Consider the following 26,345-nt stretch of genomic DNA (forward strand, 5'->3'; position numbering starts at 1 on the left):
GCCGAATGGCGGCGATAGTTGCCCCTCAGCCGACTCCGCACTAAGCGGACGGCGCAATGGATAAAGCAACTTCCCGCCCGAACCGGCCGGCGCTGGCGCTGCATGTGCCAGAGCCGCCGTTCCGGCCTGGCGACACGCCCGATTTCTCGTCGATCAAGGTTCCCAATGCCGGCGAAGCGCCGCGCCCCGACGTCGCGGCCGAGGCGGAGGAGACCTTCCCGCTTTGCACGCACCTGGTGCGGGTGCTCGACGACAGCGGCAAAGCAGTCGGACCGTGGGACCCGAAGCTGGACCCCGATACGCTGCGCAAGATGCTGCGGGACATGAAGACGGTCCGAGTCTTCGACGATCGCATGTATCGCGCCCAGCGGCAGGGCAAGACCAGCTTCTACATGAAGTGCACCGGGGAAGAGGCGATCGCCGTCGCCGCCGCAACGGCGATGGACCCGGAAGACATGCACTTCCCGACCTATCGCCAGCAGGGGCTGCTCGTCGCGCGCGGCTATCCGCTGAAAACGATGATGTGCCAGATTTATTCGAACGCCGGCGACCCGCTCCATGGCCGCCAGCTGCCGATCATGTATTCGGACAAGAAGCACGGCTTCTTTTCCATTTCGGGCAATCTCGGCACCCAGGTCCCGCAAGCGGTCGGCTGGGCGATGGCATCCGCGATCAAGGGCGACAGCCGCATCTGCATGGGCTGGATCGGCGATGGCGCGACGGCCGAAGGCGACTTCCACTATGCGATGACCTTCGCGACGGTCTACCAGGCGCCGGTGATCATCGCCGTGGTCAATAACCAATGGGCGATTTCCAGCTTCTCGGGGATAGCGGGGGCCGAGCAAGCGACCTTCGCCAGCCGGGCGATCGGCTATGGCACGGCCGGCCTCAGGGTCGACGGCAATGACGCGCTGGCGGTCTATGCCGCGGTCAAATGGGCCAGCGAGCGGGCGCGCACGAACAACGGCCCGACCCTGATCGAATTCTTCACCTATCGCGCTGAGGGCCATTCGACCTCCGACGATCCGACCGGCTATCGCGCCAAGGGCGAGGCCGAGGAATGGCCGCTGGGCGACCCGATCGCGCGGCTGAAGTCGCATCTGGTTGCGCTGGGCGAATGGGACGACGACCGGGATACCGAGCTCGACAAGGAGCTCGATACGCTGGTGCGGACCGCGCAGAAGGAAGCCGAGGCGATGGGCATCCTCCCGCAGCAGGGTTTCGACAATATCCCGTCGATGTTCCACGACGTCTATCACGACACGCCGTGGCACGTTTCCGAGCAATGCGAGCAGGCCATGAACGAAGCCCGCGAGTTTCTGGGGCATGAGCCGAAATGACCACTCGCAACATGATCGAGGCGATCAACGACGCCCACCGCGTGATGATGGCCCGCGACGAGGACATCGTCGTCTATGGCGAGGACATCGGCTATTTCGGCGGGGTGTTCCGCGCGACCGCCGGGCTGCAGAAGGAATTCGGCAAGACCCGCGTATTCGACGCGCCGATTTCGGAAGGTGGCATCGTCGGCACCGCGGTCGGTATGGCGGCCTATGGCTTGAAGCCGGTGATCGAGATTCAGTTCGCCGACTATATTTACCCAGGCTACGACCAGATCGTCAGCGAGGTAGCCCGGATGCGTTACCGCACCGCCGGCGAATGGACCATGCCGATGGTCATTCGCACGCCCTATGGCGGCGGCATCTTCGGCGGCCAGACCCACAGCCAGAGCCCCGAGGCGCTGTTCACCCATTGCGCGGGTCTGAAAGTGGTGATTCCGTCCAACCCCTATGACGCCAAGGGGCTGCTGATTTCCTCGATCGAGGACCCGGACCCGGTAATTTTCTTCGAGCCCAAGCGGATCTACAACGGACCGTTCGACGGACATCACGACCGGCCGGTCACGCCCTGGTCGAGGCATGAGCTGAGCGAGGTTCCCGACGGCCATTATGATGTGCCGCTGGGCAAGGCGAAGGTCGTGCGTGAGGGCGAGGCGCTGACCATCCTCACCTATGGGACGATGGTCCATGTCGCGCTGGCGGCGGTCGAGGATAATGGCATCGACGCCGAGGTGATCGACCTCCGCACCTTGGTCCCGCTCGACATCGAGACCATCGAGGAAAGCGTCAAGAAGACCGGCCGCTGCCTGGTCGTCCAGGAAGCCACCAAGACGAGCGGCTTCGGCGCCGAGCTGGCGACACTTGTCCAGGAACGCTGCTTCTATCATCTGGAAGCGCCGGTCGAGCGGGTCACCGGCTGGGACACGCCCTATCCGCACGCCTATGAATGGGTCTATTTCCCGGGCCCGATCCGAATGAAGAATGCCCTGAAGAAGGTGTTGGAGGCCTAATGGCGACCTATCAGTTCAAACTGCCCGATATTGGCGAAGGCATTGCCGAGGCCGAGATCGTCGCATGGCACGTCAAGGTCGGCGACAAGGTCGAGGAAGACCAGCAGCTGGCGGACATGATGACCGACAAGGCAACGGTTGAAATGGAGTCACCGGTGGCCGGCGTTGTGAAGTCGCTGGCGGGCGAGGTCGGCGACCAGATCGCGATTGGATCGGTGCTGGTCGAAATCGAGACAGAAGGCGGTGCTCAGACTGTCAAGGAAGAACCGGCCTCCGCGAGCGAAGCCGAGCAGCCGCTGGCCGATGGCGCCGAAGTTCCGACCAGGGAGCAGGAAGAAGCCATTCCGACGATGGCGACCGCGGCACCGGAACCGGCTTCCGCCCCCGCCCCGGCCCCCAAGGCATCGCCAAAGCCCGAGCCGGAAGTGGTCGAGGCACATGGCGCCAAGGTGCTGGCTTCGCCGGCGGTGCGCCAGCGCGCCCGCGACCTCGGCATCGACCTGGGCCAGGTGAAAACTGCGAGCGACCGAATCCGCCACGCCGATCTCGACGCTTACCTGCTCTACAATGGCGGCAGCGTTTCCGTCCGCGGCTCGGCACCGCGCGCCGACGAGACGATCAAGGTGGTCGGCCTTCGCCGCAAGATTGCCGAGAATATGCAGGAGGCCAAGCGGCGCATCCCGCATTTCACTTTGGTCGAAGAGTTTGACGTCACCGCGCTGGAAGACACGCGGGCCATGATGAATGCCGACCGCGGCAGCAATCCCAAGCTGACTGTCCTCCCCTTCCTGATCGCCGCCATGGCCAAGGCGCTGCCACAATGGCCGATGCTGAACGCCACTTTCGACGATGATGCCGGGGTGATCACCCGCCACGGAGCGCTCAACCTGGGCATGGCTACACAGACGCCCAACGGTCTGATGGTGGCGGTAATCCGCGACGCGCAAGACCAGAGCGTGTGGCAGCTGGCCCGTGAAATCTTGCGGCTGGCCGACGCCGCGCGGACCGGCAAGGCGACCCGCGAGGAACTGAGCGGCTCGTCGATCACCCTATCCAGCCTTGGCCCGATGGGCGGGGTAACCTCGACCCCGGTGATCAACCGGCCGGAAGTGGCGATCATCGCGGTCAACAAGGTCCGCGAGATGCCGGTGATCGTGGACGGCGAGCTGGAAGTCCGGAAGCTGATGAACCTGTCGCTGTCCTGCGACCATCGTGTGGTCGACGGCTGGGACGCGGCAAGCTTCATGCAGGCGCTGAAGGGTTATATCGAAAATCCGATCAGGCTGCTGTCGGCCTGACAGCCCGGTCTAATCGCGATCGGATTCCCGTGCTTGCGGGATCGTCATATTCATGCGCTAATCGCCCTCGCAAACCGGAGGGGGATTTCCGATGCAATCGCGCGCCTTGTACGCGGCCGGCAGCCTGCTGGCCCTGATTTCCGCAACGCCGGCACTGGCGCAGAATGAACAGGCCCCACCGCCCGACCAGGCGGTCACGAAGGATCTGGCGGCCGACCAGGCCGCAGCCGAAGAGGAGACGATCGTCGTCACCGCCCAGCTGCGCGAACAGCGGCCGGTCGAAATTCCCTTTGCGCTGAGCACTTTCACCAGCCGGACGCTCGAGGATCTCAATATCCAGGAGTTCGAGGATCTTGCCCGCTACACGCCCGGCTTCGCGGTCCAGAACCAGTCGCCCAACAACCCGGCAATCAGCATCCGCGGCATTACCGTCGACTCCGGCTTTTCCTATTTCGAACCGCGCGTGTCGATCTACCAGGACGGCGTTTCGATCGCGAAGCCGCGCGGAGCCTATGTCGAACTATTCGACGTCGAGCGGGTCGAAATTTCCAAGGGACCGCAATCGACCCTCTATGGCCGCGGCGCCCTGATCGGCGCGGTCAACATCGTCCAGGCCAAGCCCGATCTCGACAGCACCTACGGCAGGGTTCGCGGCGAATATGGCAATTTCGACTATTGGCTGGCCGAAGCGATGTTGAACGCGGCAATTTCGCCGCAGGTCGGGCTGCGGGTTTCCGGCCGTTACAAGAAGCGCGACGGCTATGTTGAAAGCCTGCTTCCGGGAGTCGAGGATTTCAATTCGATCGAGACCGGCGCTGCTCGCGCCATCCTGCGCGTCGAACCATCGGACAAGCTGACGTTCGACCTGATCGGCAATTATCAGAAGGACACGCCGAGCGGGACGTCGTTCAAGTCGCTGCTCTATCGCCCGACCGATCCGGTGACCGGCGAAGTGCTGGGCGAGCTGGACGTCGGCGACGGCGCCGCTCTGGCACCCGGCGCGGGGTTCGAGGGCGGCAAGGACCTTGGGCTCGATCGCAAGGTGTGGGGACTGACCGGACTTACCAAATATGAATTGAGCCCCTCATGGACGCTCAACGCGACTACTGCCTACCGCGAGTTCCACACGCTGGAGATCCTCGACATCGACGGAACGTCATTGCCGATCATCACCGGCGCCGAAGAATTCGACAATAAGCAGTTCAGCCAGGATCTCAGGCTGACCTGGGACAATAAGGGCCCGGTCACCGCTTTCATCGGTGCCAGCTATTTTCACGAGAAGAGCAGCCAGCGGCAGGCGGTCCAGTTCGATGAGCGGACCGCGCTCGCCCAAATCGCCGGGGCGCTGAACGGCGGCGGACTGATCCCCGGCCGTCCCGCCACCGACCCGGCCCCACTTGGTCTGTTCGGCAATACCCTCTTCACGACCGCGCTGCTGCGCGGCGTGGCGCGGCAGGGGATCGTCAACTCGGTTCCCATCGGGACGCCCGACTTCATCATTGACGGCGTGCTCGACACGCTATTGCCCCTGCCCGTCGCGGCAGGCATCGCCGGCAACCTCAAGGCCGACCATGGCGAGCAGGACATCAACCGGTCCAAGACGGAGGCGTTTGATATCTTCGGCGATGTGACGTGGAAGGTATCGGATCAGTTCGAGCTTGGCGCGGGCCTGAGGTGGACCCACGATGACAAGAGCACGAGCATCAGCGACAGCGTGCTCAATGGCCGTTCCATCCTGGGCGGCTTCCTGGGAGCACTGCAAACGCCGGGGCTGAGCGACGCCGAGCGCATTGGCTTGCTCCAGGCTCTGGCGGTACCGGGCGCGGCTACCATTCCGCCGTCGATCTTATATCCCGTCCCCCTGTTCGGCCTGACCTTCCAGCCGACCGCCAACAATGGCGACGAGCTTGAGGCCAAGAACAAGGACAATGGATTCACGTGGCGCCTGTTCGGCCGCTATGCGCCGAACGATGACACCAGCTTCTATGCGATTTACGCGCGCGGTCGCCGGCCGGAAGTATTGTCCGCGCTGAACCCGGCCGTGCCATTCGGCGATCCGCGCTTCACGCTGGTCGATGCCGAAACCGTCGATAGCTTCGAAGTCGGCGCAAAGGCGACTTTGGTGGATCGCAAGCTCTACCTCGATGCCTCTCTATTCTATTATAAATATGATAATTTCCAGACACTTGAGCAGGTTGGCACGACCTTCATCACGACCAATGCGGGCAAGGCCAAAAGCTATGGCCTGGAGGCGCAGCTGCGCTACGAGCCGAACCGCAACCTGAGGATGTTCGCCAATTACGCATTCAACCATGCGCGGTTCAAAACCGGGGTGCTTGACGGAAACCGGTTCCGCCTGGCGCCGGAGCATAGCTTCTCGGCCGGCTTCACCTGGGCCGCCAATGCCGGGCCTGGCCGGATCGATTTCACGCCGGCCATTACTTACCAGTCGAAGGTGTTCTTCGACGACAACAACGACCGGCCCGAGCTGCAACAGCCGCCGGCGACCTTGTTGCCCGACTTCGTCCAGGACGAGTTCCAAAAGGGCTATGCACTTGTCAGTGCCCGGCTCGGCTACGGCTTGCTGGCGGACAAATATCGCGTCGAGCTGTTTATCGAGAATGCGCTGGACAAGGAGTATATCAAGGACGCCGGCAACAGCGGCGATGCGCTGGGGCTGCCGACGTTCATCGCCGGCGAGCCGCGGACCTACGGCATCCAGCTGACCGCGCGATTCTAGCCCCGGCCTCGCCGCAGGACCGATCCCGGCTCCCTGCGACGGAAAGGAGCCGGGGCCGGACCAAGAGTCAGGCTGCAAGCAGCACGACCTCGCCAATCGCCTGCTTGAGCGAGTTTTCGCGGTGCTCGGGGCTGATTCCGAGCCCTTCGGCGATGACGAATTCGGGCTCGACGCCAATGAAGTTGAACACGCCCTTCAAATAGGTTTCGACATGCTCGAGCGATGCCGCCGGCGCGCCGTCGCCGTAAAAGCCACCGCGGGCCAGGGCGACGATCACGCGCTTGCCCTTGACCAGTCCTTCCGGTCCGTCGGCGGTATAGTGGAAGGTCTTGCCGGCAACCGCGATGCGGTCGATCCACGCCTTGAGCTGGCTCGGGACCGAGAAATTATACATCGGCGCGCCGATCACGACGACATCGGCGGCGAGAAATTCGTCGAGCACCGACGAGTCGGCGAAAGCATCGAGCGTCAGGTGCGGCAGCGGGCTGGAAACCAGGTCGCGAGTGACGAGCTGCTCGCCCAAATTGGCGGCCTTGAGCTGCCCGATGATCGAGTCGGTGAGGGTGCGGCTGGCGCTGTTTTCGCCATTGATGCTGCTGTCGATTCGAAGGATAGTCATTTTTTGGTCCTTGGTATTGATTTGTTACTGAGACACTTTAAATAACTACCCTATAAAGCCCTGCAAGAACGCACTTTTTTGGTTCTCACGAACAAATTTGTGCGGTGGGAACATGAATGTGACCGGAGACAGACAATGAGAGATCCCAGCAACCCGGTGTGCCGCACGATCAGTACGTTGCTGGCCCGGATCGGCGACAAATGGACTGTGCTGGTAGTGCAGACCCTGGGGGCCGGCCCGAAGCGGTTCAACGAGCTTCGCCGCGAGATTCCGAGCGTGTCGCAGCGCATGCTGACGCTGACCCTGCGCAACCTGGAGCGCGACGGCCTGGTCAGCCGGACGGTGACTCCGTCGATCCCCCCGCGCGTCGATTATGAACTGACCGAACTTGGCCAGTCGCTGCAAAAGCCGATCTGCGGGCTTGCCACCTGGGCAATGGACAATGTGGAGGCGATCCACGGCGCCCAAACGCGCTTCGATGCCGAGCGCGACGACAGTATCGCAGCTTAACCCCTTTCCCTCCGTCGCCGCCGGTGCAATGCTGCGCCACTGCCCAGGGGGAGGATCGTTCATGTCGAAGTTCATCATGTTAGGCGCCCTGGCGATACTCGCGCTTCCGGCAGCCGCGACGGCCAAGGACAAGGTCGATCCGCGCATCGCCAAGTCGCTCCAATGCACGACAATCGCCGACGGAGCGCAACGGCTGGCCTGCTATGACGAGGCCATGGCCGGCCTCAAGCAAGCGCTTGAAGAAGGCGAGTTGATGTCGACCGCGCAGTTCAAGCCCAAGGCGCTCGAAGGAACAGTGGTCGCGTCGGGTGGAATGGGATTTATGCGCTTCTGGGTGGAGCTCGATACGGGCGACCGCTGGGAGTTGATCGCGGATTCGATGACTGACTCGCCGCCAAGGAAGGGCGCCAAGGCCAAGCTGCGCAAGAGCCTGATGCGCAACTACTTCTATACCGACACTTATTCGCCCGATTTCCAGGCCCGGTTCCTCGGGCGGCGCGACTAGCACAAGCGGCATTTGTCGGCCCGGCAAGTCGGCGCTAGGGGCAGGGCCATGCTTAAGACGGTTTCGCCCGATATCGCATCGTTGAAATTGCTCGACGACCGGCTGCGCTTCCTGTCGTCCTGGACGATTCACCACGCCAACCACATCCGGACAAGCGCCGACGGGCTGAAGGTCGGTGGGCACCAAGCGAGCTGCGCGTCGATGACGGCGATCATGGCCGCGCTCTATTTCCATGCGCTCGGCCCCAATGACCGAGTGGCGGTGAAGCCGCACGCCGGTCCGGTGTTGCACGCGATCCATTATCTCCTGGGTTCGCAGAGCCTCGAGCAGCTGCAGAATTTCCGCGGGCTGGGCGGGATGCAGAGCTACCCGAGCCGGACAAAGGACAAGATCCCCGTCGATTTCTCGACCGGATCGGTCGGGCTCGGCGTGGCGATCACGGCCTTTGCCAGCCTGGTGCAGGATTATCTGAGCGCGCATGGCATGATGGCCGACGAGGACCGCGGGCGGTTCGTGGCGCTGATCGGCGATGCCGAGCTCGACGAAGGCAATATCTACGAATGCCTGATCGAGGCCTACAAGCACGACATCCGAAATTGCTGGTGGATCGTCGACTATAACCGGCAAAGCCTCGACGCGACGTCGGCCGATCGGATGTTCGAACGGTTCGACGAGATTTTCCGCTCGTGCGGCTGGCGCACTGTCGAACTGCGCTACGGCAAGAAATTGTCGGCGGCACTGGCCAATCATCCTGCAATTGGGGAGTGGCTCGAAGCGCTGCCCAACGCCGATCATTCGGCGCTGCTGTATCAGGGCGGCGCGGCCTGGCGGGCGCGAATCGACGCCGACCTCGGCAGGAAGGCCGCGGCGTTCCTCAACGCCCATGACGACGCGGCGCTTGGCGCGCTGATGAGCGACCTGGGCGGCCATTGCATGGAGACGCTGACGCAGGCGTTCGACCAGGCGCAGGACGATATCCCGACATTGTTCGTCGCCTGGACGGTCAAGGGCTTTGGCCTGCCCTTCGCCGGTCACAAGGACAATCATGCAGGGCTTATGAACCCGACCCAGGCACATGCGCTGCGCGACGCGATGGGGGTCAAGGAAGGCGAGGAATGGGATCCGCTGGCCGGCCTTGGCGGCAATGAGCGGCCGGGCGTCGAAGCGGTGATCGAGCGCAGCCGGATCGCGCGCGAAAAGCGCGGCCGGGCGTTCGGACAGCTGAGCGTTCCTGCGATTCCCGCCCCCCAGGGCGAGGAACAGTCGACCCAGGCTGCGTTCGGGCGGATCCTGCTCGACCTGGCCAAGTCGGGCGCGCCCATCGCCGACCGGATCATCACCACCTCGCCCGACGTCACCGTGTCGACCAACCTCGGCGCCTGGGTCAATCAGCGCGGACTGTTCAGGCGGCGAGAAATGGCTGACATTTTCGCCAAGGCAAAGATTCCATCGGCGCAAAAGTGGTCAGGCAACAATAAAGGCCAGCATATCGAGCTGGGGATCGCGGAATCCAATCTTTTCCTGATGTTAGCGGCGCTCGGCCTGTCCGGCGACCTGTTCGGGGAGCGGCTGATTCCGATCGGAACGCTCTACGATCCGTTCATCGCGCGTGGCCTCGATAGCCTCAACTATGCTTGCTACCAGGACGCCCGATTCCTGCTGGTCGCGACACCATCGGGCCTAACTTTGGGACCGGAAGGCGGCGCTCACCAATCGATCAATCCGCCGCTGATCGCTCTCGGCCAGCCGGGCCTGCGCCATTACGAACCCGCCTATGCCGACGAGCTGGCTGCGATGATGGAAGAAGCGTTCCGGCTGATCGACGACCCCAATGGCGAGTCGACCTATTTGCGCCTTTCGACCCGTTCGATCGACCAGGTCGAGCGCGCGGACGACGACTGGAAGGACGGCGCGCTTCAGGGCGGTTATTGGCTCAAGCAGCCGGCCCCATATGCCGAGGCCGCGATCGTCGCCATGGGCGCACTGATGCCCGAGGCGCTGGCCGCTTGGGAGGAGCTAAGCGCCGACATCCCCGGGCTCGGCCTGCTCAGCATCACCTCGCCCGACCTGCTTCATCGCGGCTGGACCGCAGCCCAGGCAGCGCGCTGGAGCGGCAGGCGCGAGCCGAGCCATGTCGAGCAGCTGCTGTCCGGCCTCGCGCCCCGGGCCGGGCTCGTTACGCTGTGTGACGCAGCGCCGGCTTCGCTTAGCTGGCTAGGCGGCGTGCTCGGCCAGCGGGTCGCGCCCCTCGGGGTCGAGCGCTTCGGACAGACCGGCAGTCTGCCCGACCTTTACGCCGCCTATCGGCTTGACGGGGCGGCCATCACCGAGGCGGCGGCCGAAATTCTGCTCCAAAATGACCCAAAAATGGTTCCTTAACCGCGTCCCGTTTATGGCAGGTTGATGTGAAGGCCGCCGGTTCGCGGCCGCCAATCTTCGGGAGTACCGCCACGGTGAGCGGTCAAAATTATCTCGGCGCTCCAGCCCATCTTCGGCGAGAGCAAGCCATTTGCGACTCGATCCAGCAAGAATATCGCGCGGAACAGCAGTGCGGCGCAGGCAAGTCGATTCGGCGCGAAAATGCGCCGCCGGTCGATCCCGCGTTAACCCCAACCGACGACCAGCTGCGGCTGCGGCTGGCCGAGGAACTGGATTATGCCAGGCGGATGCTCGACGCGATGGGCGACGAGCTTGCAACCGATATGAGCGTCGTCATGCGTCACGCCGTAGCCCTGCAAAGCGTCGACATCGTCGGCCAGATGCTCGGCCATATTGCCGCGGTGACTCGCTCGGCCGCGCCAAAGGCGGCAGTCCAGCGCATCGGCATGTGCGAGCTGAAGGCTCGCCTGACCCGCCGCGGCACCGTCGATGGCGGTTTCGAACCCTGACCTTGGCAGAATATGGCGCGCCGCTTAAGGCGGGTCCATGGCAGGACGCTATTTCGACGAGTGGCAAGTCGGCGACACCGTCGCTCATGCCATCACCCGCACCGTTACCGAGACCGACAATGTGCTGGTCTCCGCCCTCACCCACAATCCGCAGCCGATGCACCTCGACCATGAAGTCGCGGCGGCGAGCGAGTTCGGCCGGCCGCTGGTCAATTCAATCTACACCTTCGGCCTGATGGTCGGAGTATCGGTCGGCGACACGACGCTCGGCACGTTGGTTGCGAACCTGGGTTACGACAGACTGGTGTTTCCGGCGCCGGTGTTCGTCGGAGACACGCTGCGCAGCGAAAGCGAGTGCCTGGAGGTCCGGCCAAGCAAGTCGCGACCCAATGCCGGCATCGTCACTTGGGAGCATCGCAGCTTCAACCAACGCAATGAGCTGGTTTGCAAATGCAGCCGCTCGGCGCTGCTGCTGAAGAAACCGGCATGACCGAGAGCGGTCCCGCACCGCGCAGCTGGCTGTTCGTTCCGGCTGACAGCAACAAGAAGATGATGAAGGCGATCGCCAGCGAGGCCGACGCGGTGATTTTCGACCTGGAAGACAGCGTCGTCCCCGGCCAGAAGGCGATGGCCCGGGAACTGCTCGGCCTGCTGCCCGATCGAAGCGATGGCGGGCCTGAGCGCTGGCTGCGAATCAACCCGATCGGCACGGACTCGCATCGCGACGATCTGGAATTGCTGGAAGAGCTGGATGTCGACGGAGTTGTGCTGCCCAAGGCGGAATGCGGCGACGATGTCGCCGATCTTGCCGCCGCGTTGGCGCCGCGCAGCCTGCCGATCCATGCCATCGTCACCGAAACGGCCAAGTCGCTGTTCGGATTGCTCAGCTACAATGATTGCTGCTCCAGCCTGGCGGCGATGAGCTGGGGAGCGGAGGATTTGTCCGCAGCGCTTGGCGCTTCGTCGAAATATACGGCGAGCGGTGAACTGGCCTTCACCTACCGGATGGCGCGTTCGCTGTGCCTCGCCGGCGCAGTGGCTGCCGAGGTCCAGCCGGTTGACGGTGTGTTCGCCGATTTCCGCGACGAGGCGGGCTTGATCGCCGAAGCCCGTGCCGCAGCGTTGGAAGGCTTTACCGGAAAGCTGGCGATCCATCCGGCCCAGGTCGGGCCGATCAACGCTGCTTTCACCCCGTCGAGCGCCGAAATCGACCATGCCCTGGCGATCGTCGCCGCGTTTGAGGCAGAGCCCGGCGCAGGGGTACTTTCGGTCGGCGGCAAAATGGTCGACCGCCCCCACCTCGTTCAAGCTAGGCGCGTACTGGCCCGGTCCCGATAGGAGGCTTCCATGGCAACGACCCACCCCGACACCGCCAATTCGCCCGAATCCGCCGCGGGACCGACCGCCGCCAAGGGCTGGGGCACCGATGCCGCCGACCAGCCGCTAAGATTGATGGAGTTCGAGCGGCGCGCCTTGAGGCCCAACGACGTCGCGATCGACATCACCTACGCCGGCATTTGCCACAGCGACCTTCACACCTGCCGCAACGACTGGGGCGGCAGCCGCTATCCGGTCATTCCCGGCCATGAAATCGTCGGCACGGTCACCGCAATCGGTAACGAGGTCACCCGCCACCGCATCGGCGACACCGTCGCTGTGGGCTGCATGGTCGACAGCTGCATGGAGTGCGACCAGTGCCTGGAAGGCTGGGAAGTCTTCTGCCGCAAGGGCTGCGTCCAGACCTATAACAGCGCCGACTATCATGACGGGACGATCAGCAAGGGCGGCTATACCGACCATATCGTCGTCCGCGACCATTTCGTCTGCAAGGTACCAGGCGGAATGGACGCCAGCCGCGTCGCGCCATTGCTGTGCGCCGGAATCACCACCTACTCGCCGCTTCGCCAATATGGCGTAGGGCCCGGTACGAAAATGGCGGTCGTCGGTCTCGGCGGCCTCGGCCATATGGGGGTCAAGCTCGGCGTCGCGATGGGCGCCGACGTGACCATGATCACGACCACGCCGAGCAAAGGGCAGGACGCCCGCGAACTTGGCGCCAGCGACTTCATCATCTCGACCGACGCCGCGCAGATGCGCGCCGCGGCGACTCGGTTCGACTTCATCCTCAACACCATTCCCGTCAGCCATGAGATCGACGGCTATCTCCAGCTGCTCGGTCGCGCTGGGCGCATGGTCATCGTCGGCGCGCTGACGCCGATGCCGGGCTTCACCGGGTTCAACATCATCTGGTGGAACAGGGCAGTCGGCGGATCGGCGATCGGCGGCATTCCGGAAACGCAGGAAATGCTGGAATTCTGCGCCGCCAAGGACATCTACCCGGATGTCGAATTCATTCGCATGGACCAGGTCAACGAAGCTTATGAGCGGCTGCTGAAGAACGACGTCCGCTACCGCTTCGTGATCGACATGGCGCACGGAATGTGATGCGGGTTGGCGCCACTGCAATCGTGGTGGCGCTGGCCACTGGAAGCGCGTCCGCCGAGGCGCCTCAGCAGTTCGACCCGGTCAGCTTCTTCACCGGCGTCAGCCATGGCGAAGGCCGGCTGAAGGAAGCATTGAAACGCGAACGGAAGGTGACGACCGACAGCGTGGGCCATGCCGAAAAGGACGGCCTGTTGGTCCTTGACCAGAAAATGCAGGTCGAGGGCGATCCGATGCGCATCCGTCGCTGGCGGCTGCGCGAGGCCGGACCCGGCCGCTACACCGGCACGCTCACCGACGCGATCGGCCCGGTCGAGGCACAGGTGATCGGGCGCTCGATCCGGATCCGCTACACGATGAAGGGCGGCCTCAAGGTCGAGAGCCATCTGGCACCCTTGCCCGGCGGGCGAGCCTTCAGCAATGACACCAGGATTACGAAATGGGGAATGAAGGTCGCGACTCTCACGGAGCGGATCGACAAGCGCTGACTTGCGCGCTGTGCCCGTCCCGCTATCCCTGCCGCTAGGGGAGACAGAATGGCGACACTGGCCGACACACCGCAGCGCAAACCATGGTCAATGGCCCGCGTCGTCACCGCCAGTTCGGCGGGCACAGCTTTCGAATGGTATGACTTTTTCATCTTCGGATCGCTGACCCCGGTCATCGCAAAGGTATTCCTGGCCGGGCTCGATCCGACGTCCGCGCTTGTCGCGGCGCTGGCGCTGTTCGCGGTCGGATTCGCGTTCCGGCCGCTGGGCGCGATCATCTTCGGCGCCATGGGCGACCGGGTCGGGCGCAAGGCGACTTTCCTTACCACCGTCAGCCTGATGGGCGGCGCGACCTTCGCCATCGGCCTGCTGCCAACCTACGAGCAGGTCGGCCTGCTGGCTCCGGTGCTGCTGATATTCCTGCGCATCTGCCAGGGAACGGCACTGGGCGGCGAATATGGCGGAGCGGCAATCTATGTCGCCGAGCATGCGCCCAACGACCGGCGCGGCGCGGCGACCGGCTGGATCCAGTCGTCGGCCTCATTCGGGCTGCTGGCCGCGCTGCTGATCATCTTCGCGACGCGCAGCTGGCTGGGCGAAGAGGCGTTCGGCTTTTGGGGCTGGCGGATCCCCTTCCTGATGTCGGTCGTGCTGCTGGCAATCTCGGTCTGGATGCGGGTCAAGCTTGCCGAGAGTCCTCACTTCGCCAAGATCAAGGAAGAGGGCGAAACCAGCAAGACGCCGCTCCGCGAAGCCTTTGCGCGAAAGGAAAGCCTCAAGAATGTAGCAATCGCCTTTTTCGGGATCATGTGCGCGCAAGGCGCGGTTTGGTATTTCGCATTCTTCTACATGCAGGTCTTTCTGGAGAAATCGCTCGGCGTTCCGGGCGCGACCAAGGACATGCTGCTGATCGTGATGACGGTAGTGAGCGCACCCCTCTACGTCTTCTTCGGCTGGCTGAGCGACCGGATCGGAAGAAAGCCGGTAATGCTGGCGGGAATGCTGCTGGCACTGGCACTCTACTTTCCCGGATCGCATTTGATCGCCCAGGCCGCCAATCCCGACCGGGTCGCCGCGCGCGAGGCGATGCCGGTGATCGTCGAGACCGACCCGGCGACCTGTTCGGCTCAGTTCGACCCGACCGGCACGGCCAAGTTCGTTACCGCCTGCGACATCGCCAAAAGCGCGCTGATCGGCCGCGGCGTATCGTACAAGACGCGTGCGTCGGCGGATGGGATGACCAGCGTCCATGCCGGCCCGAACAAGACGCTGATTGCCGATGGCGAAGGGCTGCCGGGCGCGGACTTGAAGGCGCTCAAGGCCAAGTCGGCGACGGATATCGATGCCGTGCTGGCGGCAGCCCATTATCCGACCTCGGCCGATCCAGCGAAGATGAACATGCCGCTGCTGATTGCCGTCCTGCTGCTGTTCGTGGTCGCGGCGACCGCGCTCTATGGTCCGCAGGCAGCGGCGCTGGTCGAGATGTTCCCGACCCGCATCCGCTACACGGCGATGAGCCTGCCCTATCATGTCGGCACCGGCTGGGTCGGCGGCTTCCTGCCGGTCACCAGCTTTGCGATCGTCGCACTGACCGGGGATATCTTTGCCGGGCTCTGGTATTCGGTCGCGTTTACCGCCCTGTCAGCGGTGGTGATGATATTCTTCTTCAAGGAAACTCGCGGCAAGCCGCTGGAGGAATGCTGAGCTGCGCGAAGGGTCCGGTCTTGACCCAAATGCGGCTATATGGATTGCGTTGAGCCAAGCGATCATCAGGCCGACCAAACTCAGACGAAAGGCCAACGCATGACCGAAGTCCGCCGCGAACCGATCCTTCGCATTATGCCTGGACATGCCGACATCAATGCCAACGGCCACATTTTCGGTGGCTGGGTCTTGAGTCAGATGGACATGGCGGCCGGTATCGTCGCGCGGCTTCATTCGGGTGGGCCGGTTGCCACGGTTGCGATCGACCGGATGGAGTTCATCACACCCATCCACTTGCGCGATCTAATCTCGGTCTATGCGGAAGTTGAAAGCGTCGGCCGCACCTCGATGAAAGTGAGAATCGAGGTGATGGCCTGGCGGAACAGCGGCGCGATCCGGGTCAAGGTAACCGAAGGTCTTTTCACCTTTGTCGCGATCGACGACCAAGCCCGACCGCGGGCCGTTGCCGGCCTGCCAAAATCTGAGAAATAGCGCCCGAAATTCTCACACCGGTCGACTAGCCGCGCCAGTCGACTCGGGCGCTCAGGGCGCCCAATGAATGTCGATCGGCTGCTCGGCTTCTGCGAGCACGCGGCCAATCGGCAGTTTCGACGAATGGCCATCCTCGATCGCCCGTTCGAGCAGTTCCTTCTTCGCTTCGCCGGTGACGGTAATCAGCACCGTGCGCGCCGACAGGATCGCCGAACGGGTTAGCGTGATGCGCGGCACAGGCGCTTCGGCCGGCATCGGATCGGGCATCACCCCGACGGCGTGGCGGCCCTTGGGGGCGTTCAATGCTTCGTCGAGGTCTGGGCCCGCGAAAATAGATGCCGTGTGGCCGTCGGCGCCGACCCCGAGCCAGGCGAGATCGAGCGGAAATCTAAGGTCTGAGAGCTTGGCGTTGGCCGAATTGCCGGCGAGCTTATAGTCGGTGATGTCGCTGCTGATCGGATAGACGCGAGCGCCCGACGGCAAGAACGCCTGGGCGATGGCGCGGATGTTCGACTTTTCATCGGTCAGCGGCACCAGCCGCTCGTCGGTTGGAATGATGGTGACCTTCTTCCAGTTCAATTTGGCCTGGGCCAGCTTGGCGAACACCGGCAGGGGGGTCTTGCCGCCGGGGAGCGCGATCAGCGCCTCGCCGCGGGCGTCGAGCGCGCTTTCGATGATGAAGCCGATATCGCCGGCGACCGCGTCCGCCATTTCCTCGACGCTGTCATAGTCCCACCATTCGGCTTCGATCATTTGCGGCTCCTTTTCGCGTGCCGCGCCTTTGCCGGAAGCGGGAGGAAAAGGCTAGCGCCGTTCCTGCTGGACATAGCCGAACCAGGCGGCCACCGGACGTCCGCTGGTGTCAGTGGCAGGGCGGAATTGGGCGCGCTGCTCGACCAGGCGGCAAGTCCATTGATCGATTGCGGGGACGCCGATCGACTTGTTGATCTTGCAGTCGGTCGCGCGGCCGTTGGGGAGAACGCGCACCGCGACGAACACCGCCCCGCCCCGTGGCCAGTAGCGCGCGACTTCGTCGGGATAATCGCGACTGGTGATGCCGCGGACGACTATCGGTCGAGTGGCAATGCCGCCGCTCCCGCCGCCGCCGGTGCCGTTGCCCGATCCGCCGCTACCGGTACCGGTTCCCTGCCCGCCTGCCCCGGTGCCGGGTCCAATGACATTAGACGCCCCCTGGGTATTCTGATTGCCGCTGTTGGGCGTGGTCGTGGCGGGCTTGGGCTCGGGAACGGGGAGCTGGATGCGCGGCTTGGGCTGGACCACCGGAGTTGCCTTGCTTTCGATATTCCTGGCGGAGGCGGCACCCTCCTCGCGCTTGGGCTTGGACTGGTCTTTCTCGGGCTGAAGCTCGACTACCGGCGGCGGTGGCGGCTCGGTGATGCTCAAGAGGTCGACCACTTCTTCGGGCAATTGCTGGCGGGCGGCGGGCGAAATGTTGATCAGCACGAAGGCCAGGACGACGTGAATCGCCACCACCATCAGGGCGGTTAGGGCGCGGTCGCGGCGGGTCAGCTGCTCGTGATACATGGCGCACCAACGTTAGCGCATGCGAACCGGTTTCGTTACGCCCGCGATTGCAGCGCCTGCTCGGCCAGGATCAGGGCGCCGCGCTGCCCTGCATCGGCGCCCAGCCGCGCCGCGACGATTGGCGCGCGCTCGCCGATATAAGGCAGATAGCCACCGAGCTTTGCGGCGGTCTTGAACGCAATCTCCTCGACCAGCCAGTGACGCTGGTTGATGACTCCGCCGCCCAGCACGATCCGCTCGCTGGCAAGGGTCAGGAATATGCTGGAACAGCCTTCGGCCAGGGCGTCGATCACCGGCGGCCACACAGGGCTGTCGTCGCTGACTTCATCGCCCGGCTGGCGGGCGCGGGTGGCGACCGCGGAGCCGGACGCCAGCCCCTCAAGACAATCCTCATGGTATGAGCAGACCCCGCCGAAGCTGTCGCCCTCCATGCGGCGGACACGAAGGTGGCCGGCTTCGGGATGGAGCGAGGCGACCACCGGCCTTCCGCCGACGATGATCCCCATGCCGATGCCGGTACCGACAGTGACATAGACGAAATCGTGGCAGCCTATCGCCGAGCCATACGCCCCCTCGGCCAGCGCAGCGCCAGTGACATCGGTGTGGATCCTGGCCGGGCAGCCGATCGCCCGCTCCAGCGTGCCAAGCACATCGGCGCCGTCCCAGCCCGGCTTCACCGTGGCGACGACATGGCCATAGTCGGGCTGACCGCTATCGAGCTGGAGCGGGCCGAAGCTGGCGATGCCGAGCGCTTCGATCGGCTCCCGCTCGTGCCATTGCAGTAGCTGGCCAGCGACGCGGGCCAGCGTGTCGGCCCCGTCGGTGACCGGGAGCCGGCAGCGTTCGACAATCTCCCTTGGGGTACCCAGCACCAGGTTGGCGTTGGTCCCTCCAAGCTCGAGCCCGGCAAGCCTGGTCATGCCCCAACCTTAATCATGCCAATGCACGCCGTCGCGTTCGGTCAGCGCGATCGCCGCCGACGGTCCCCAGCTACCGGCGCCATAGGGCTTGGGCGTCAGCCCGGCCCCTTCCCAGGCTGCGCGAACACCGTCGATCCACTGCCATTGCGCCTCGACCTCGTCGCGGCGGACGAACAGGGTCGGGTCGCCGTCGATCAGGTCGAGCAACAGCCGTTCATAGGCGATCCGCCGGCGGGCGTCGGCGAAAGCATTGGCCATGCCGACGTCGAGCGGCACTTCGCGCAGTCGGATTCCTTCACGGTCGAGGCCAGGGGTCTTGGCCATCACCAGGAGGCGGATATTTTCTTCCGGCTGGATGGCGATCACCAGCTTGTTGGGCTGGGTCCGCGCCCCGCGCGAGGCAAAGATCGAGTGCGGAACGCATTTGAACTGGATGAAGATCTCGGTCTTGCGCTCGGCCATTCGCTTGCCTGTCCGCAGGTAGAAAGGAACTCCGGCCCACCGCCAATTTTCGACGTGGGCCTTCAAGGCGACGAAAGTTTCGGTGGTCGACTCCTTGCCCAACTCTTCGGTGTAGCCGGGGACCGGATCCCCGCCGACCGCGCCCTTGCGATATTGGCCGGTAACGACATGGTCCGAGACATCGTCGGGCCGCATCGGGCGAAGCGTGCGCAGCACCTTGACCTTCTCGTCGCGGATCGAAGTGGCGTCGAAGTCGGCAGGCGGCTCCATCGCCACCAGCGCCAGGAGCTGCAGCATATGGTTCTGGACCATGTCACGAAGCGCGCCGGCGCCGTCATAATAGGCGCCCCGCTCTTCCAGTCCGATGCCTTCCGCAACGGTAATCTGGACGTGGTCGATATGGGCCGAGTTCCATAGCGGCTCGAACATCGAATTGGCGAAGCGCAGGGCGAGCAGGTTCTGGACGGTTTCCTTACCCAGGTAATGGTCGATGCGGAACGTCCGGTCCTCGGGAAAGGCAATGGCGACGGCGTCGTTGATCACCCGGCTGGACGCAAGGTCGGTGCCAAGCGGCTTTTCCAGCGCAAGTCGAACCCTTGGCCCGGTCAGGCCATTGGCCTCCAGCCCGTCAATGACTGCCTTGAACAGGGTCGGCGCGGTCGACAGGAAGATTGCCAGCCCGGCACTCGGGTCGACCGTCTTGGCGAGCTTCTTGAACCCCTCCGGCTTGGTCGCGTCGAGGCAGACGTAAGTCAGCCGGCGGGAGAAGACCAAGGCCGACTTGGGATCGTAGAAATTGGCCGGGACATGCTCTTTCAGCGCTTCGACCGCGCTAGCGCGATACTGCTCGTCATTGAGCTCGCTACGGGCCGTGCCGACGATCTTGAAGTTGTCAGGCAGCAGCCCGTCGGCGTGCAAACCGTAGAGCGAAGGCAATAGCATGCGGTGCGCGAGGTCGCCGGTCGCGCCAAACAGCAGCAGGGTCGAAACCTTTTCCGGGGTCATCACCTCTCCATCGCCGCCGTCAGCGCACTATGGGAGGTGAGGACGATGGCCGCAACTGGGTCGAGCGCGCCGACGGTTCGATCCGACCGGCTAAACGCAGCGGGTGATGATGAGGGTGACATTGTCCGGCGCGCCGCGCGACAGGACCATATCGATCAGCCGGTCGGCCGCATCGTCGAGGCTGTTCGAGGTCAGCTCGGCCGCCAACTCATCGTCATCGACCATCCGCGTCAGCCCGTCGCTGCCAAGCAGGAACAGATCGCCCGATTGGACTTCTCCGCTCACAATGTCGACCTTCAGGTCCTCGGCCACCCCGACCGCCCGGGTGATCAGGTTCGAATTGGGATGATCGCGAGCTCCGGCCGAATCCAGCATGCCCGCGTCGACCAGGTCCTGGACTACGCTATGGTCGCGGCTGATCTGCTCGATCACCCCGCCACGGACCCGGTAGGCCCGGCTGTCCCCGGCCCAAAAGCAGCAAAACAGACCGTCTGAGATGGCCAGCCCGACCACAGTCGTACCGATCGTGCGGCGCCCGCCCGCCTCGGCCAGCGCAATCAGCTGACGGTTGACGTTCTGCAGGGACGAAATCGCCTGTTCGACGAGGACGTCCAGGCTGGTATCGGTGTGAAGTTGGCCGAGCGCTTCGACGACCTTGCCGCTGGCGACGTCGCCTGCCTCATGGCCGCCCATTCCGTCGGCGACCGCCCACAGCCCCCGATCGGTGAGGGCGATCATCGAATCTTCGTTGATCTTGCGGCGGAGCCCCACGTGCGTTCTGCTGACGCATTCGATTACCACTCGGTTTCCCCCGCCGCCTGTGAGGAGGGGAGACTAGCAATTACCGAGCGATCATGCGATTTACTTTTTATTAGCTGTCATCGGGGCTTCAATGCGTGGGGGAGTCGGCGTTGAGCAAAGCGTATAGTAATAAAGCATTACCGGCAGGCACCGTCCTTCGCGAATGGCGATTGGAAGAGGTGCTCGGCGTTGGCGGGTTCGGCATCGTCTATAAGGGCCGGGGCATCTATTTCGGCGAGCTCGTCGCCATCAAGGAATATTTCCCCAGTTCGATCAGCGAACGCGACGGTGAGGACACCGTCGTTCCGATCGGGTCGGACGTAGAGGAAGTCCATGCGCTAGGCCTCAAGAAGTTCGTCGAGGAAGCCAAGCTGCTGTGGAACCTGTCGACTCCGTCGCGGCACCCCAACATTGTCAGCGTCCGCAGCCTGTTCGAGATTCACGGCACTGCCTACATGGTGATGGACTTCGAAGACGGGGTCTCGCTGTCGAAGCTGCTCAAGGAAGGCAGGCGGTTCAACGAACGAAGCCTGTGGAACATTGTCCAGCCGGTCGCCGAAGGCCTTGACCGGGCGCATCGCGTCGGAGTGCTCCACCGCGATATCAAGCCGCCTAACATCCTCATCGCCGACGACAACCGCCCGGTCCTAATCGATTTCGGATCTGCCCGGTTCGAGGCAGCGGAAGCAACCAGCACTTCGGTGACGTTCCACACGCCGCCCTACGCCGCGGTCGAGCAATATGTGAAAACCTATCCGCAGGGGCCGTGGACCGACATCTATGCGATGGCGGTTGTGCTCTATGAGTGCGTCACGGGCGAAAAGCCGCCTGAAGTGCTCGAGCGGCTGCATGGCGGATTAGGAACGGCGCTTGCGGACGGCCATTGGCCCGGCTTCGGCAAGCGATTCCTCCAGGCGATCGACGCCGGTATGACGATCAAGCCGTCGGAGCGGCCACAATCGATCCGCGAGTGGCTGGCGCTATTCGGCAAGAAGAATGTCGTCGAGGAAGTTGGCGAGGAAGAGGAGCCGACGCGCTTCTTCGCTCATGAGCTGACATCCGACGAAATTACCCCTGTGCCGCCGCCGGCGCCGGGATTCGATCAGGCCGAAGCGCGCGATACCGGCGTTCCCAACGATCCGAGCGAGGCTCAGTTCAAGCGGGCCGGCGAAGAGACTGGCGCGTCCAAGAAGAAGAAAAAGGAAGCAGAGGAGACCGCAGCTGCCGCTGCAGCCGCTGCAGGTGCCGCCGCCGCCGCGGGTGCCGCCGCCGAGCCGCCCAAGGCAGAAAAGCAGGCGGTCGACGAGGCTCCACCGCTCAATCGCAAGCCGGAACCGGAGCCGGTCAAGCGGAAGCCGGTCGTCGCGACCGATCCAAATGCCAAGCCGTCTGGCAAGCCATGGTACAAGGAGCCGCGCGCGGCGATGCTCGCCGGCGTGGGCGCGGTTGCATTGATAGCGGCCGTTGTTGCCGGCACGTCGATGTTCGGCGGCGGAAGCTCCGAAGACTCCGGCGAGAATATCGCCATTGCCGACGCTACTGCTATCGAAGCCTCGCTAACCGACGTAACGGCACTGGCTCCGGCCGAGCGACTATTTGCCGATGATGCCCGCAAGGCTGGCGCGCCCAAGGCTGCGGTCGATGGCCTGGTTGCTGCTGGAGAGACGCTCGACAAGCAAATGGTCGGGCTACAGCCGCTGCTCAACGATCCGGCCCAGGAAAGCGCGGCGACGGCGAAAGCCGACGAGATGAAGCGTACCGCGACGGCCGCGCATCAGGCATTCGCCAATGCGTTGCTGCAAGATGCCGAAGGCAAGGCGAGCAGGGCGCTTGCCGGCGTGCCCGCTACCGATCCCAGCGTCGGCCGGCTGAATGACGCGCTCGGGGGCCTTCGCGGCGCGGTGCAGGCTTCGGCCGCGCCAGATCCGGGCCGGTCCATGGCCGCCGCACGCGATGCGCTGGTGAAATCGCAGGCAGTTTCAGCTGCCCTGCCCGACGTCCATCGCGCCCAGCTGGCAGCGAAGCGAACCACTGTGACCACGCCCCAACAGGCGAAATTGCAAGAGCCGACGGCTACCGGAACCACGGTCATATCCGCAGCTCCCACTGTCGCTGCCCCGAGCAGCGCTCCGGCGGCCTCTGCTGGTTCGGCCTCCAAGGTCGCGCAGCTCAATTCGATCGTCGCCAGCGGCCGCAGCCTGGCGCGCCAGGTGATCGCCTCGGATAACAAGGAAAATGCACGGCTCGCCAAGGGATATGACAAATATCTGGCGACGCTCGAAAACAGCGGGCGCGGAACGAGGACCAATGCCGAGCTGGATCAGCTGATAAAGCAGGCCAACCAGACCAAGGCCTATCTGGTGTTCCTCAACAAGTAACAGCCGGGAGCGGCGGGTGGCCTAGTGGCGCGCCGCCGAGCGCGGAATATCGTCGTCGACGATCGCGGCTGGATCAAAATCAGGATCCAGTTCCTCGTGCGTGCGAAGGACGTGCTCGAAGGAGACGTTGCCGACGCGCAGAACCGAACCGACTTCTAAGTTGGCGCTGCGCTCAATCCGCTTGTTATCGATGAACGTCCCGTTGGTTGAATTGAGGTCGGTCACCCGAACCTGGTCTGCCGCCATTTCAACCATGCAATGCTGGCGGGATACACCCAGGCCCGAAACTATCACGTCGGCTGGTGCGGCGCGACCGATGCGCAAGCCCTCGGTGCTGACCACGAACCTCGTTTCCTGGTCCTCGCCATCAAGCCGCAGCAGGCAGTGCAGCTGTTCGCGCTCGTTCGCGCGAAACTCATCGGACCGGCGATAAAATTCGGCCTGTTGCTTTTCTTCTGGAGTAGGCTCGGAAAGTTTCGACTCCTGGGCATTTCCGAGCCGATCCAGGGCGCGCATGATCTCCTCGGCATTGGGCCGGCGAGACTTGGCATTAGCTTCGCTGCTTGGCGTAGCCGTGGTGCTTGGCGCCTCCGGCACGGAAGCTGCCTTGGCCGGAACCGGGTCCACGGCAGGAGCTTCAGGGGCCGCTTGCTGTATGGTCCCGACCATCCGGCGCAAATCGCTGACAAGCGTCTGCCAGCGCGAATCGGACGTATCGCCCGCCCATTGCGCCAGTTCGGAAGCATGGGTGAGCTCGAAGATGATCGGCAGGTCGCACGGTTCGATGATGATCGGAACCAGCTTGTTGCTGCGGTCAGCGAGCGTCGCTTCGGCCCGGACCCAGCGCGAGCGAACCGATCGCGGCGACCACAAGACCACGACTGCCTTGGCAGCCCTTAGTTCCTGCTCGATAATTTCGTCGAAGGTTTGACCCGAGCGAAGCACGGCATCCCACCAGACGCTGAACCCTTCGCGTGCGAAGCATTCGGCGAATTGCCGGGCCGAGGTCCGATCCTCACGGGAATAGGAGATGAAGATATCATTTCCCGACACGCAATTCCCCAGCTTCGCCCTTTCTAATTTACCGCCTATTCGGGAGCCCGTCGCCGGGCCGCCGAACAGGCCCGCTCGCCTGACCTGCAAACAGCGCCCAGCGAAGCGACTCGAAATAGCTTGGTATATTGTCGGTTAACCGACCCAAAATGTCGAGGCCAAAGCCGTTTCGCAGCAAGTGATTAGCCTTGGATTCGCCTTGGAAACCACCGTTTACTCGTCACCTGTGCCAAGGCGGTACAATATGCGCACGCCATAGTTTTTGGCCAGGTCCATCATCCCGACATATTCGAAGTGATAATTGTTGCGGTCGGACTCGATCATCGCGGCGAACGGCTGCGTGGTATAGATTGACCCGACCGGAACGCGCGGCTCGATCCGCGCGGCAACGGTAACCTCGGTGCCATAATAGGTTTTCGAGGCCTTGATGGCGTCGAAATGCTGGAAAATGGGGCCGTGGTGAAGGCTGATGCGCATTCCGCCCTCGGGTGGCAAGCCGATCTCGGTAAGCAGATCCGGATCGAGCTCCGCTTGAATCTCAAGTGCGATGTGCGCCGCTTGCGAGGGCGAGCTGATGACCGCGAAGACGGCGTCGCCCCAGCTATTGCGGGTCAACACGGCTTCGCCGTGACGGTCGAGCACCTTGGCGATCCGGCCCATCACGACCTCCAGGAACGTGGACAGGCGGTCCTCGTCCAGCCGTGAGAAGCCGGCGAAATCCGCGAACAACAGGGAGTGGAGGCTCCAGCTCGGTCTACCTTCATCAACTTCGACCGGGGCATAATCCAGCGGCGGTCGATTGCGCGGAACCGGCACGATTTGGGTGGTTCCGCCCTGTTGCGCCCAAAGATCGTAGTCGGCCGCCGTGCCGGCCACTCCGCCGCTCGTGACGCCGTCCCACACCGCCAGCTGGAAAGTTTTCGCCTGCATGATGCTGGCGCGAAGCTGCGCCAGCCCCATGACCAGCTTGGAGCAATAGGCGAACTGCTGGTCGTCGTTCACATTGCGCATTTGGGTTGCAAGGGTGACCGACGAGGCCGCCCGTTTCGCTGCCTCATAGCGGGGCAGCCATTGCTCGCCGCCGACGATGACCGAGGTACGGATGAAATCATCCTCGGCGAAGGGCAAGACGACGTGAAGCTCACCGCCGCGGGCGAGAATTTCCTCGGCAATTACGATATCTGCGCCACAGGCGAGCGGCCCATAGGCAATGAGCACATCGGCTTCATCAAGGATCGCGCGTACGGCGCGGGCAATTTCCGCCTCCTCTTCCCAGCCGGCGCGGAACATATGACCGCAAAAGTGGATGACCGGAGTCGGCTGGATCGACGCCAGCAATGCGCGGCACTGTTCATCGGAAATCGAAAGCTCGCCGGCGATCAAGGCAACCTGGCGCGCCGTTGAGGCAACCATGCCCGGCGACGCATCGGGCCGGCGCCGGGCCTCGGCGAACAATGAGGTGGCCCGTTCGACTTCGCCGCGAACCAACATGGCCTCGGCTCCCGATGCCGCGGCATAATAGTCCTGTGGCTCGGCAATGTCCGGCCGCCGCCCAATCGCGGAAGCAAGCTCGCTCGCCTCCTGCCGGTCGCCGGCGAGAAAGGAAGTGGTGGCCGCGTTGATGCCGGAGAAATAGCCGTCAGAAAGCTCGTAGGCCTTGCGATAGGCACTGCTCGACTGGCGGAACATGTCGACACGCTCCGCCCCACTGGAGCGGACGGCGAGGTCCTTGAGCAGTCTTCCGCGCAGCGCCACCGCATCCTCGCTGCCGATTTCCGCAACACGATTGCGCTCATAATATTCCAGCGCGGCGACCGGTTCACCCAGCCGCGCCATGGCCAAGGTCTGGAGGTAGCGGGCACGGGGATCGTCGGGATAGGCCCGGATTGCCTCTCGCGCATGTTCGTAGAGCGCGAACATGTCGCCGCTTTTCAAAGCGTCGTCGAACTGATGATGGAACTTCGATTGCGCTGCTTCCATCGTGGACGGGACCCTGCCTCCAGCCCCTCACCTACCCGGGGGGAGGGCTTGTGTAGGAAAATAGACTTGCGCCCGAAAGGTGGAAAACCAGCGCTCGAGTCAAAGGCCGTCGGCTTTCCGAATTTCCCGTGACGATAGCCTGTCAAACTTGTCACGTACTGCAAA

23 protein-coding genes and 1 pseudogene are annotated in these 26,345 nt (G+C 63.6%); 16 read left to right on the plus strand and 8 right to left on the minus strand.

The window, feature by feature from the left end; all coding sequences use genetic code 11:
* Positions 1-56 precede the first annotated feature (56 nt).
* The 4 genes from LZ518_RS07810 to LZ518_RS07825 all read left to right on the plus strand — a co-directional run bounded on the left by LZ518_RS07810 (position 57) and on the right by LZ518_RS07825 (position 6,388).
* Positions 57-1,340: a 3-methyl-2-oxobutanoate dehydrogenase (2-methylpropanoyl-transferring) subunit alpha gene (locus LZ518_RS07810; protein WP_249915441.1), complete on the plus strand. Its 1,284-nt coding sequence runs from the start codon at positions 57-59 to the stop codon at positions 1,338-1,340.
* Positions 1,337-2,350 carry an alpha-ketoacid dehydrogenase subunit beta gene (locus LZ518_RS07815; RefSeq protein ID WP_249915442.1) on the plus strand — a complete coding sequence of 338 codons (1,014 nt, stop codon included), beginning with the start codon at positions 1,337-1,339 and terminating at the stop codon, positions 2,348-2,350. The genes LZ518_RS07810 and LZ518_RS07815 overlap by 4 nt, the downstream gene beginning before the upstream one ends.
* Positions 2,350-3,648: a dihydrolipoamide acetyltransferase family protein gene (locus LZ518_RS07820; RefSeq protein WP_249915443.1), complete on the plus strand. Its 1,299-nt coding sequence runs from the start codon at positions 2,350-2,352 to the stop codon at positions 3,646-3,648. The genes LZ518_RS07815 and LZ518_RS07820 overlap by 1 nt, the downstream gene beginning before the upstream one ends.
* A 91-nt stretch (positions 3,649-3,739) precedes the next feature.
* On the plus strand, positions 3,740-6,388 hold the full coding sequence (locus LZ518_RS07825) for a TonB-dependent receptor (RefSeq protein ID WP_249915444.1): 2,649 nt from the start codon (positions 3,740-3,742) through the stop codon (positions 6,386-6,388).
* A 67-nt stretch (positions 6,389-6,455) separates the two neighbouring features.
* Here the strand turns inward: LZ518_RS07825 and LZ518_RS07830 are convergent, their stop codons facing one another.
* Complete coding sequence (locus tag LZ518_RS07830) at positions 6,456-7,007, minus strand: FMN-dependent NADH-azoreductase (protein WP_249915445.1); 552 nt, start codon at positions 7,005-7,007, stop codon at positions 6,456-6,458.
* Between the two features lie 135 nt (positions 7,008-7,142).
* On the opposite strand from LZ518_RS07830, the gene LZ518_RS07835 reads away from it, so the two are divergent.
* The 11 genes and pseudogenes from LZ518_RS07835 to LZ518_RS07880 all read left to right on the plus strand — a co-directional run bounded on the left by LZ518_RS07835 (position 7,143) and on the right by LZ518_RS07880 (position 16,036).
* The gene (locus tag LZ518_RS07835; protein WP_249915446.1) at positions 7,143-7,517 is read left to right on the plus strand and encodes a winged helix-turn-helix transcriptional regulator; all 375 of its coding nucleotides are present in this window, start codon (positions 7,143-7,145) and stop codon (positions 7,515-7,517) included.
* A 61-nt stretch (positions 7,518-7,578) separates the two neighbouring features.
* Entirely contained in the window at positions 7,579-8,022 is a 444-nt protein-coding gene (locus LZ518_RS07840; protein WP_249915447.1) for a hypothetical protein, read from the plus strand.
* Positions 8,023-8,070: 48 nt separating this feature from the next.
* A complete protein-coding gene (locus LZ518_RS07845) occupies positions 8,071-10,401 on the plus strand; it encodes a transketolase (RefSeq protein ID WP_249915448.1) in 2,331 nt (776 codons plus the stop codon).
* 74 nt (positions 10,402-10,475) lie between these two features.
* A complete protein-coding gene (locus LZ518_RS07850; protein WP_249915449.1) occupies positions 10,476-10,910 on the plus strand; it encodes a hypothetical protein in 435 nt (144 codons plus the stop codon).
* Between the two features lie 37 nt (positions 10,911-10,947).
* Positions 10,948-11,400 (plus strand): MaoC family dehydratase, encoded by a 453-nt coding sequence (locus tag LZ518_RS07855; RefSeq protein WP_249915450.1) that lies wholly within the window; start codon positions 10,948-10,950, stop codon positions 11,398-11,400.
* Entirely contained in the window at positions 11,361-12,248 is an 888-nt protein-coding gene (locus tag LZ518_RS07860) for an HpcH/HpaI aldolase/citrate lyase family protein (protein WP_249915451.1), read from the plus strand. The genes LZ518_RS07855 and LZ518_RS07860 overlap by 40 nt, the downstream gene beginning before the upstream one ends.
* Positions 12,249-12,257: 9 nt before the next feature.
* A complete protein-coding gene (locus tag LZ518_RS07865) occupies positions 12,258-13,355 on the plus strand; it encodes an NAD(P)-dependent alcohol dehydrogenase (RefSeq protein ID WP_283938173.1) in 1,098 nt (365 codons plus the stop codon).
* Complete coding sequence (locus tag LZ518_RS07870; RefSeq protein ID WP_249916525.1) at positions 13,355-13,840, plus strand: DUF3833 family protein; 486 nt, start codon at positions 13,355-13,357, stop codon at positions 13,838-13,840. The genes LZ518_RS07865 and LZ518_RS07870 overlap by 1 nt, the downstream gene beginning before the upstream one ends.
* A gap of 90 nt (positions 13,841-13,930) precedes the next feature.
* Positions 13,931-14,848 (plus strand): annotated as a pseudogene (locus tag LZ518_RS13605) (MFS transporter); the annotation flags it as partial.
* A 390-nt stretch (positions 14,849-15,238) separates the two neighbouring features.
* Positions 15,239-15,544, plus strand: coding sequence for an MFS transporter (locus tag LZ518_RS13610; RefSeq protein WP_431358231.1), 306 nt, complete (start codon positions 15,239-15,241; stop codon positions 15,542-15,544).
* Positions 15,545-15,643: 99 nt separating this feature from the next.
* A complete protein-coding gene (locus LZ518_RS07880) occupies positions 15,644-16,036 on the plus strand; it encodes an acyl-CoA thioesterase (protein ID WP_249915453.1) in 393 nt (130 codons plus the stop codon).
* Positions 16,037-16,087: 51 nt separating this feature from the next.
* Here the strand turns inward: LZ518_RS07880 and pgl are convergent, their stop codons facing one another.
* The 5 genes from pgl to LZ518_RS07905 all read right to left on the minus strand — a co-directional run bounded on the left by pgl (position 16,088) and on the right by LZ518_RS07905 (position 20,739).
* Positions 16,088-16,789: a 6-phosphogluconolactonase gene (pgl, locus tag LZ518_RS07885; RefSeq protein ID WP_249915454.1), complete on the minus strand. Its 702-nt coding sequence runs from the start codon at positions 16,787-16,789 to the stop codon at positions 16,088-16,090.
* Between the two features lie 51 nt (positions 16,790-16,840).
* Positions 16,841-17,581 carry a TonB family protein gene (locus tag LZ518_RS07890; protein ID WP_249915455.1) on the minus strand — a complete coding sequence of 247 codons (741 nt, stop codon included), beginning with the start codon at positions 17,579-17,581 and terminating at the stop codon, positions 16,841-16,843.
* A gap of 35 nt (positions 17,582-17,616) precedes the next feature.
* The gene (locus LZ518_RS07895; protein WP_249915456.1) at positions 17,617-18,501 is read right to left on the minus strand and encodes an ROK family protein; all 885 of its coding nucleotides are present in this window, start codon (positions 18,499-18,501) and stop codon (positions 17,617-17,619) included.
* Positions 18,502-18,510: 9 nt separating this feature from the next.
* Entirely contained in the window at positions 18,511-19,968 is a 1,458-nt protein-coding gene (gene zwf / locus LZ518_RS07900; protein ID WP_249915457.1) for a glucose-6-phosphate dehydrogenase, read from the minus strand.
* Between the two features lie 90 nt (positions 19,969-20,058).
* Positions 20,059-20,739 (minus strand): PP2C family protein-serine/threonine phosphatase, encoded by a 681-nt coding sequence (locus LZ518_RS07905; RefSeq protein WP_249915458.1) that lies wholly within the window; start codon positions 20,737-20,739, stop codon positions 20,059-20,061.
* 140 nt (positions 20,740-20,879) lie between these two features.
* On the opposite strand from LZ518_RS07905, the gene LZ518_RS07910 reads away from it, so the two are divergent.
* Positions 20,880-23,147 (plus strand): serine/threonine protein kinase, encoded by a 2,268-nt coding sequence (locus tag LZ518_RS07910; protein WP_249915459.1) that lies wholly within the window; start codon positions 20,880-20,882, stop codon positions 23,145-23,147.
* A 21-nt stretch (positions 23,148-23,168) separates the two neighbouring features.
* On the opposite strand, the gene LZ518_RS07915 is transcribed toward LZ518_RS07910, so the two are convergent.
* Together LZ518_RS07915 and LZ518_RS07920 are read right to left on the minus strand one after the other, a co-directional pair.
* Complete coding sequence (locus LZ518_RS07915) at positions 23,169-24,200, minus strand: TIR domain-containing protein (RefSeq protein WP_249915460.1); 1,032 nt, start codon at positions 24,198-24,200, stop codon at positions 23,169-23,171.
* A gap of 213 nt (positions 24,201-24,413) precedes the next feature.
* A complete protein-coding gene (locus LZ518_RS07920) occupies positions 24,414-26,180 on the minus strand; it encodes an adenylate/guanylate cyclase domain-containing protein (protein WP_249915461.1) in 1,767 nt (588 codons plus the stop codon).
* Positions 26,181-26,345 lie beyond the last annotated feature (165 nt).

Origin of the sequence: Sphingomonas brevis, assembly GCF_023516505.1 — a bacterium.
GTDB lineage: Bacteria > Pseudomonadota > Alphaproteobacteria > Sphingomonadales > Sphingomonadaceae > Sphingomicrobium > Sphingomicrobium breve.

What these genes read in the sequence shown, in the direction of transcription:
- pgl (WP_249915454.1), bottom strand. Translation starts at nt 16,789, where the DNA reads ATGATCGAAGCCGAATGGTGGGACTATGACAGCGTCGAGGAAATGGCG.
- LZ518_RS07840 (WP_249915447.1), top strand. Translation starts at nt 7,579, where the DNA reads ATGTCGAAGTTCATCATGTTAGGCGCCCTGGCGATACTCGCGCTTCCG.
- LZ518_RS07855 (WP_249915450.1), top strand. Translation starts at nt 10,948, where the DNA reads ATGGCAGGACGCTATTTCGACGAGTGGCAAGTCGGCGACACCGTCGCT.
- LZ518_RS07810 (WP_249915441.1), top strand. Translation starts at nt 57, where the DNA reads ATGGATAAAGCAACTTCCCGCCCGAACCGGCCGGCGCTGGCGCTGCAT.
- LZ518_RS07825 (WP_249915444.1), top strand. Translation starts at nt 3,740, where the DNA reads ATGCAATCGCGCGCCTTGTACGCGGCCGGCAGCCTGCTGGCCCTGATT.
- LZ518_RS07865 (WP_283938173.1), top strand. Translation starts at nt 12,258, where the DNA reads ATGGCAACGACCCACCCCGACACCGCCAATTCGCCCGAATCCGCCGCG.
- LZ518_RS07890 (WP_249915455.1), bottom strand. Translation starts at nt 17,581, where the DNA reads ATGTATCACGAGCAGCTGACCCGCCGCGACCGCGCCCTAACCGCCCTG.
- LZ518_RS07815 (WP_249915442.1), top strand. Translation starts at nt 1,337, where the DNA reads ATGACCACTCGCAACATGATCGAGGCGATCAACGACGCCCACCGCGTG.
- LZ518_RS07895 (WP_249915456.1), bottom strand. Translation starts at nt 18,501, where the DNA reads ATGACCAGGCTTGCCGGGCTCGAGCTTGGAGGGACCAACGCCAACCTG.
- LZ518_RS07835 (WP_249915446.1), top strand. Translation starts at nt 7,143, where the DNA reads ATGAGAGATCCCAGCAACCCGGTGTGCCGCACGATCAGTACGTTGCTG.
- LZ518_RS07860 (WP_249915451.1), top strand. Translation starts at nt 11,361, where the DNA reads ATGCAGCCGCTCGGCGCTGCTGCTGAAGAAACCGGCATGACCGAGAGC.
- LZ518_RS07830 (WP_249915445.1), bottom strand. Translation starts at nt 7,007, where the DNA reads ATGACTATCCTTCGAATCGACAGCAGCATCAATGGCGAAAACAGCGCC.
- LZ518_RS07870 (WP_249916525.1), top strand. Translation starts at nt 13,355, where the DNA reads ATGCGGGTTGGCGCCACTGCAATCGTGGTGGCGCTGGCCACTGGAAGC.
- LZ518_RS07920 (WP_249915461.1), bottom strand. Translation starts at nt 26,180, where the DNA reads ATGGAAGCAGCGCAATCGAAGTTCCATCATCAGTTCGACGACGCTTTG.
- LZ518_RS13610 (WP_431358231.1), top strand. Translation starts at nt 15,239, where the DNA reads ATGCCGCTGCTGATTGCCGTCCTGCTGCTGTTCGTGGTCGCGGCGACC.
- LZ518_RS07880 (WP_249915453.1), top strand. Translation starts at nt 15,644, where the DNA reads ATGACCGAAGTCCGCCGCGAACCGATCCTTCGCATTATGCCTGGACAT.
- zwf (WP_249915457.1), bottom strand. Translation starts at nt 19,968, where the DNA reads ATGACCCCGGAAAAGGTTTCGACCCTGCTGCTGTTTGGCGCGACCGGC.
- LZ518_RS07845 (WP_249915448.1), top strand. Translation starts at nt 8,071, where the DNA reads ATGCTTAAGACGGTTTCGCCCGATATCGCATCGTTGAAATTGCTCGAC.
- LZ518_RS07820 (WP_249915443.1), top strand. Translation starts at nt 2,350, where the DNA reads ATGGCGACCTATCAGTTCAAACTGCCCGATATTGGCGAAGGCATTGCC.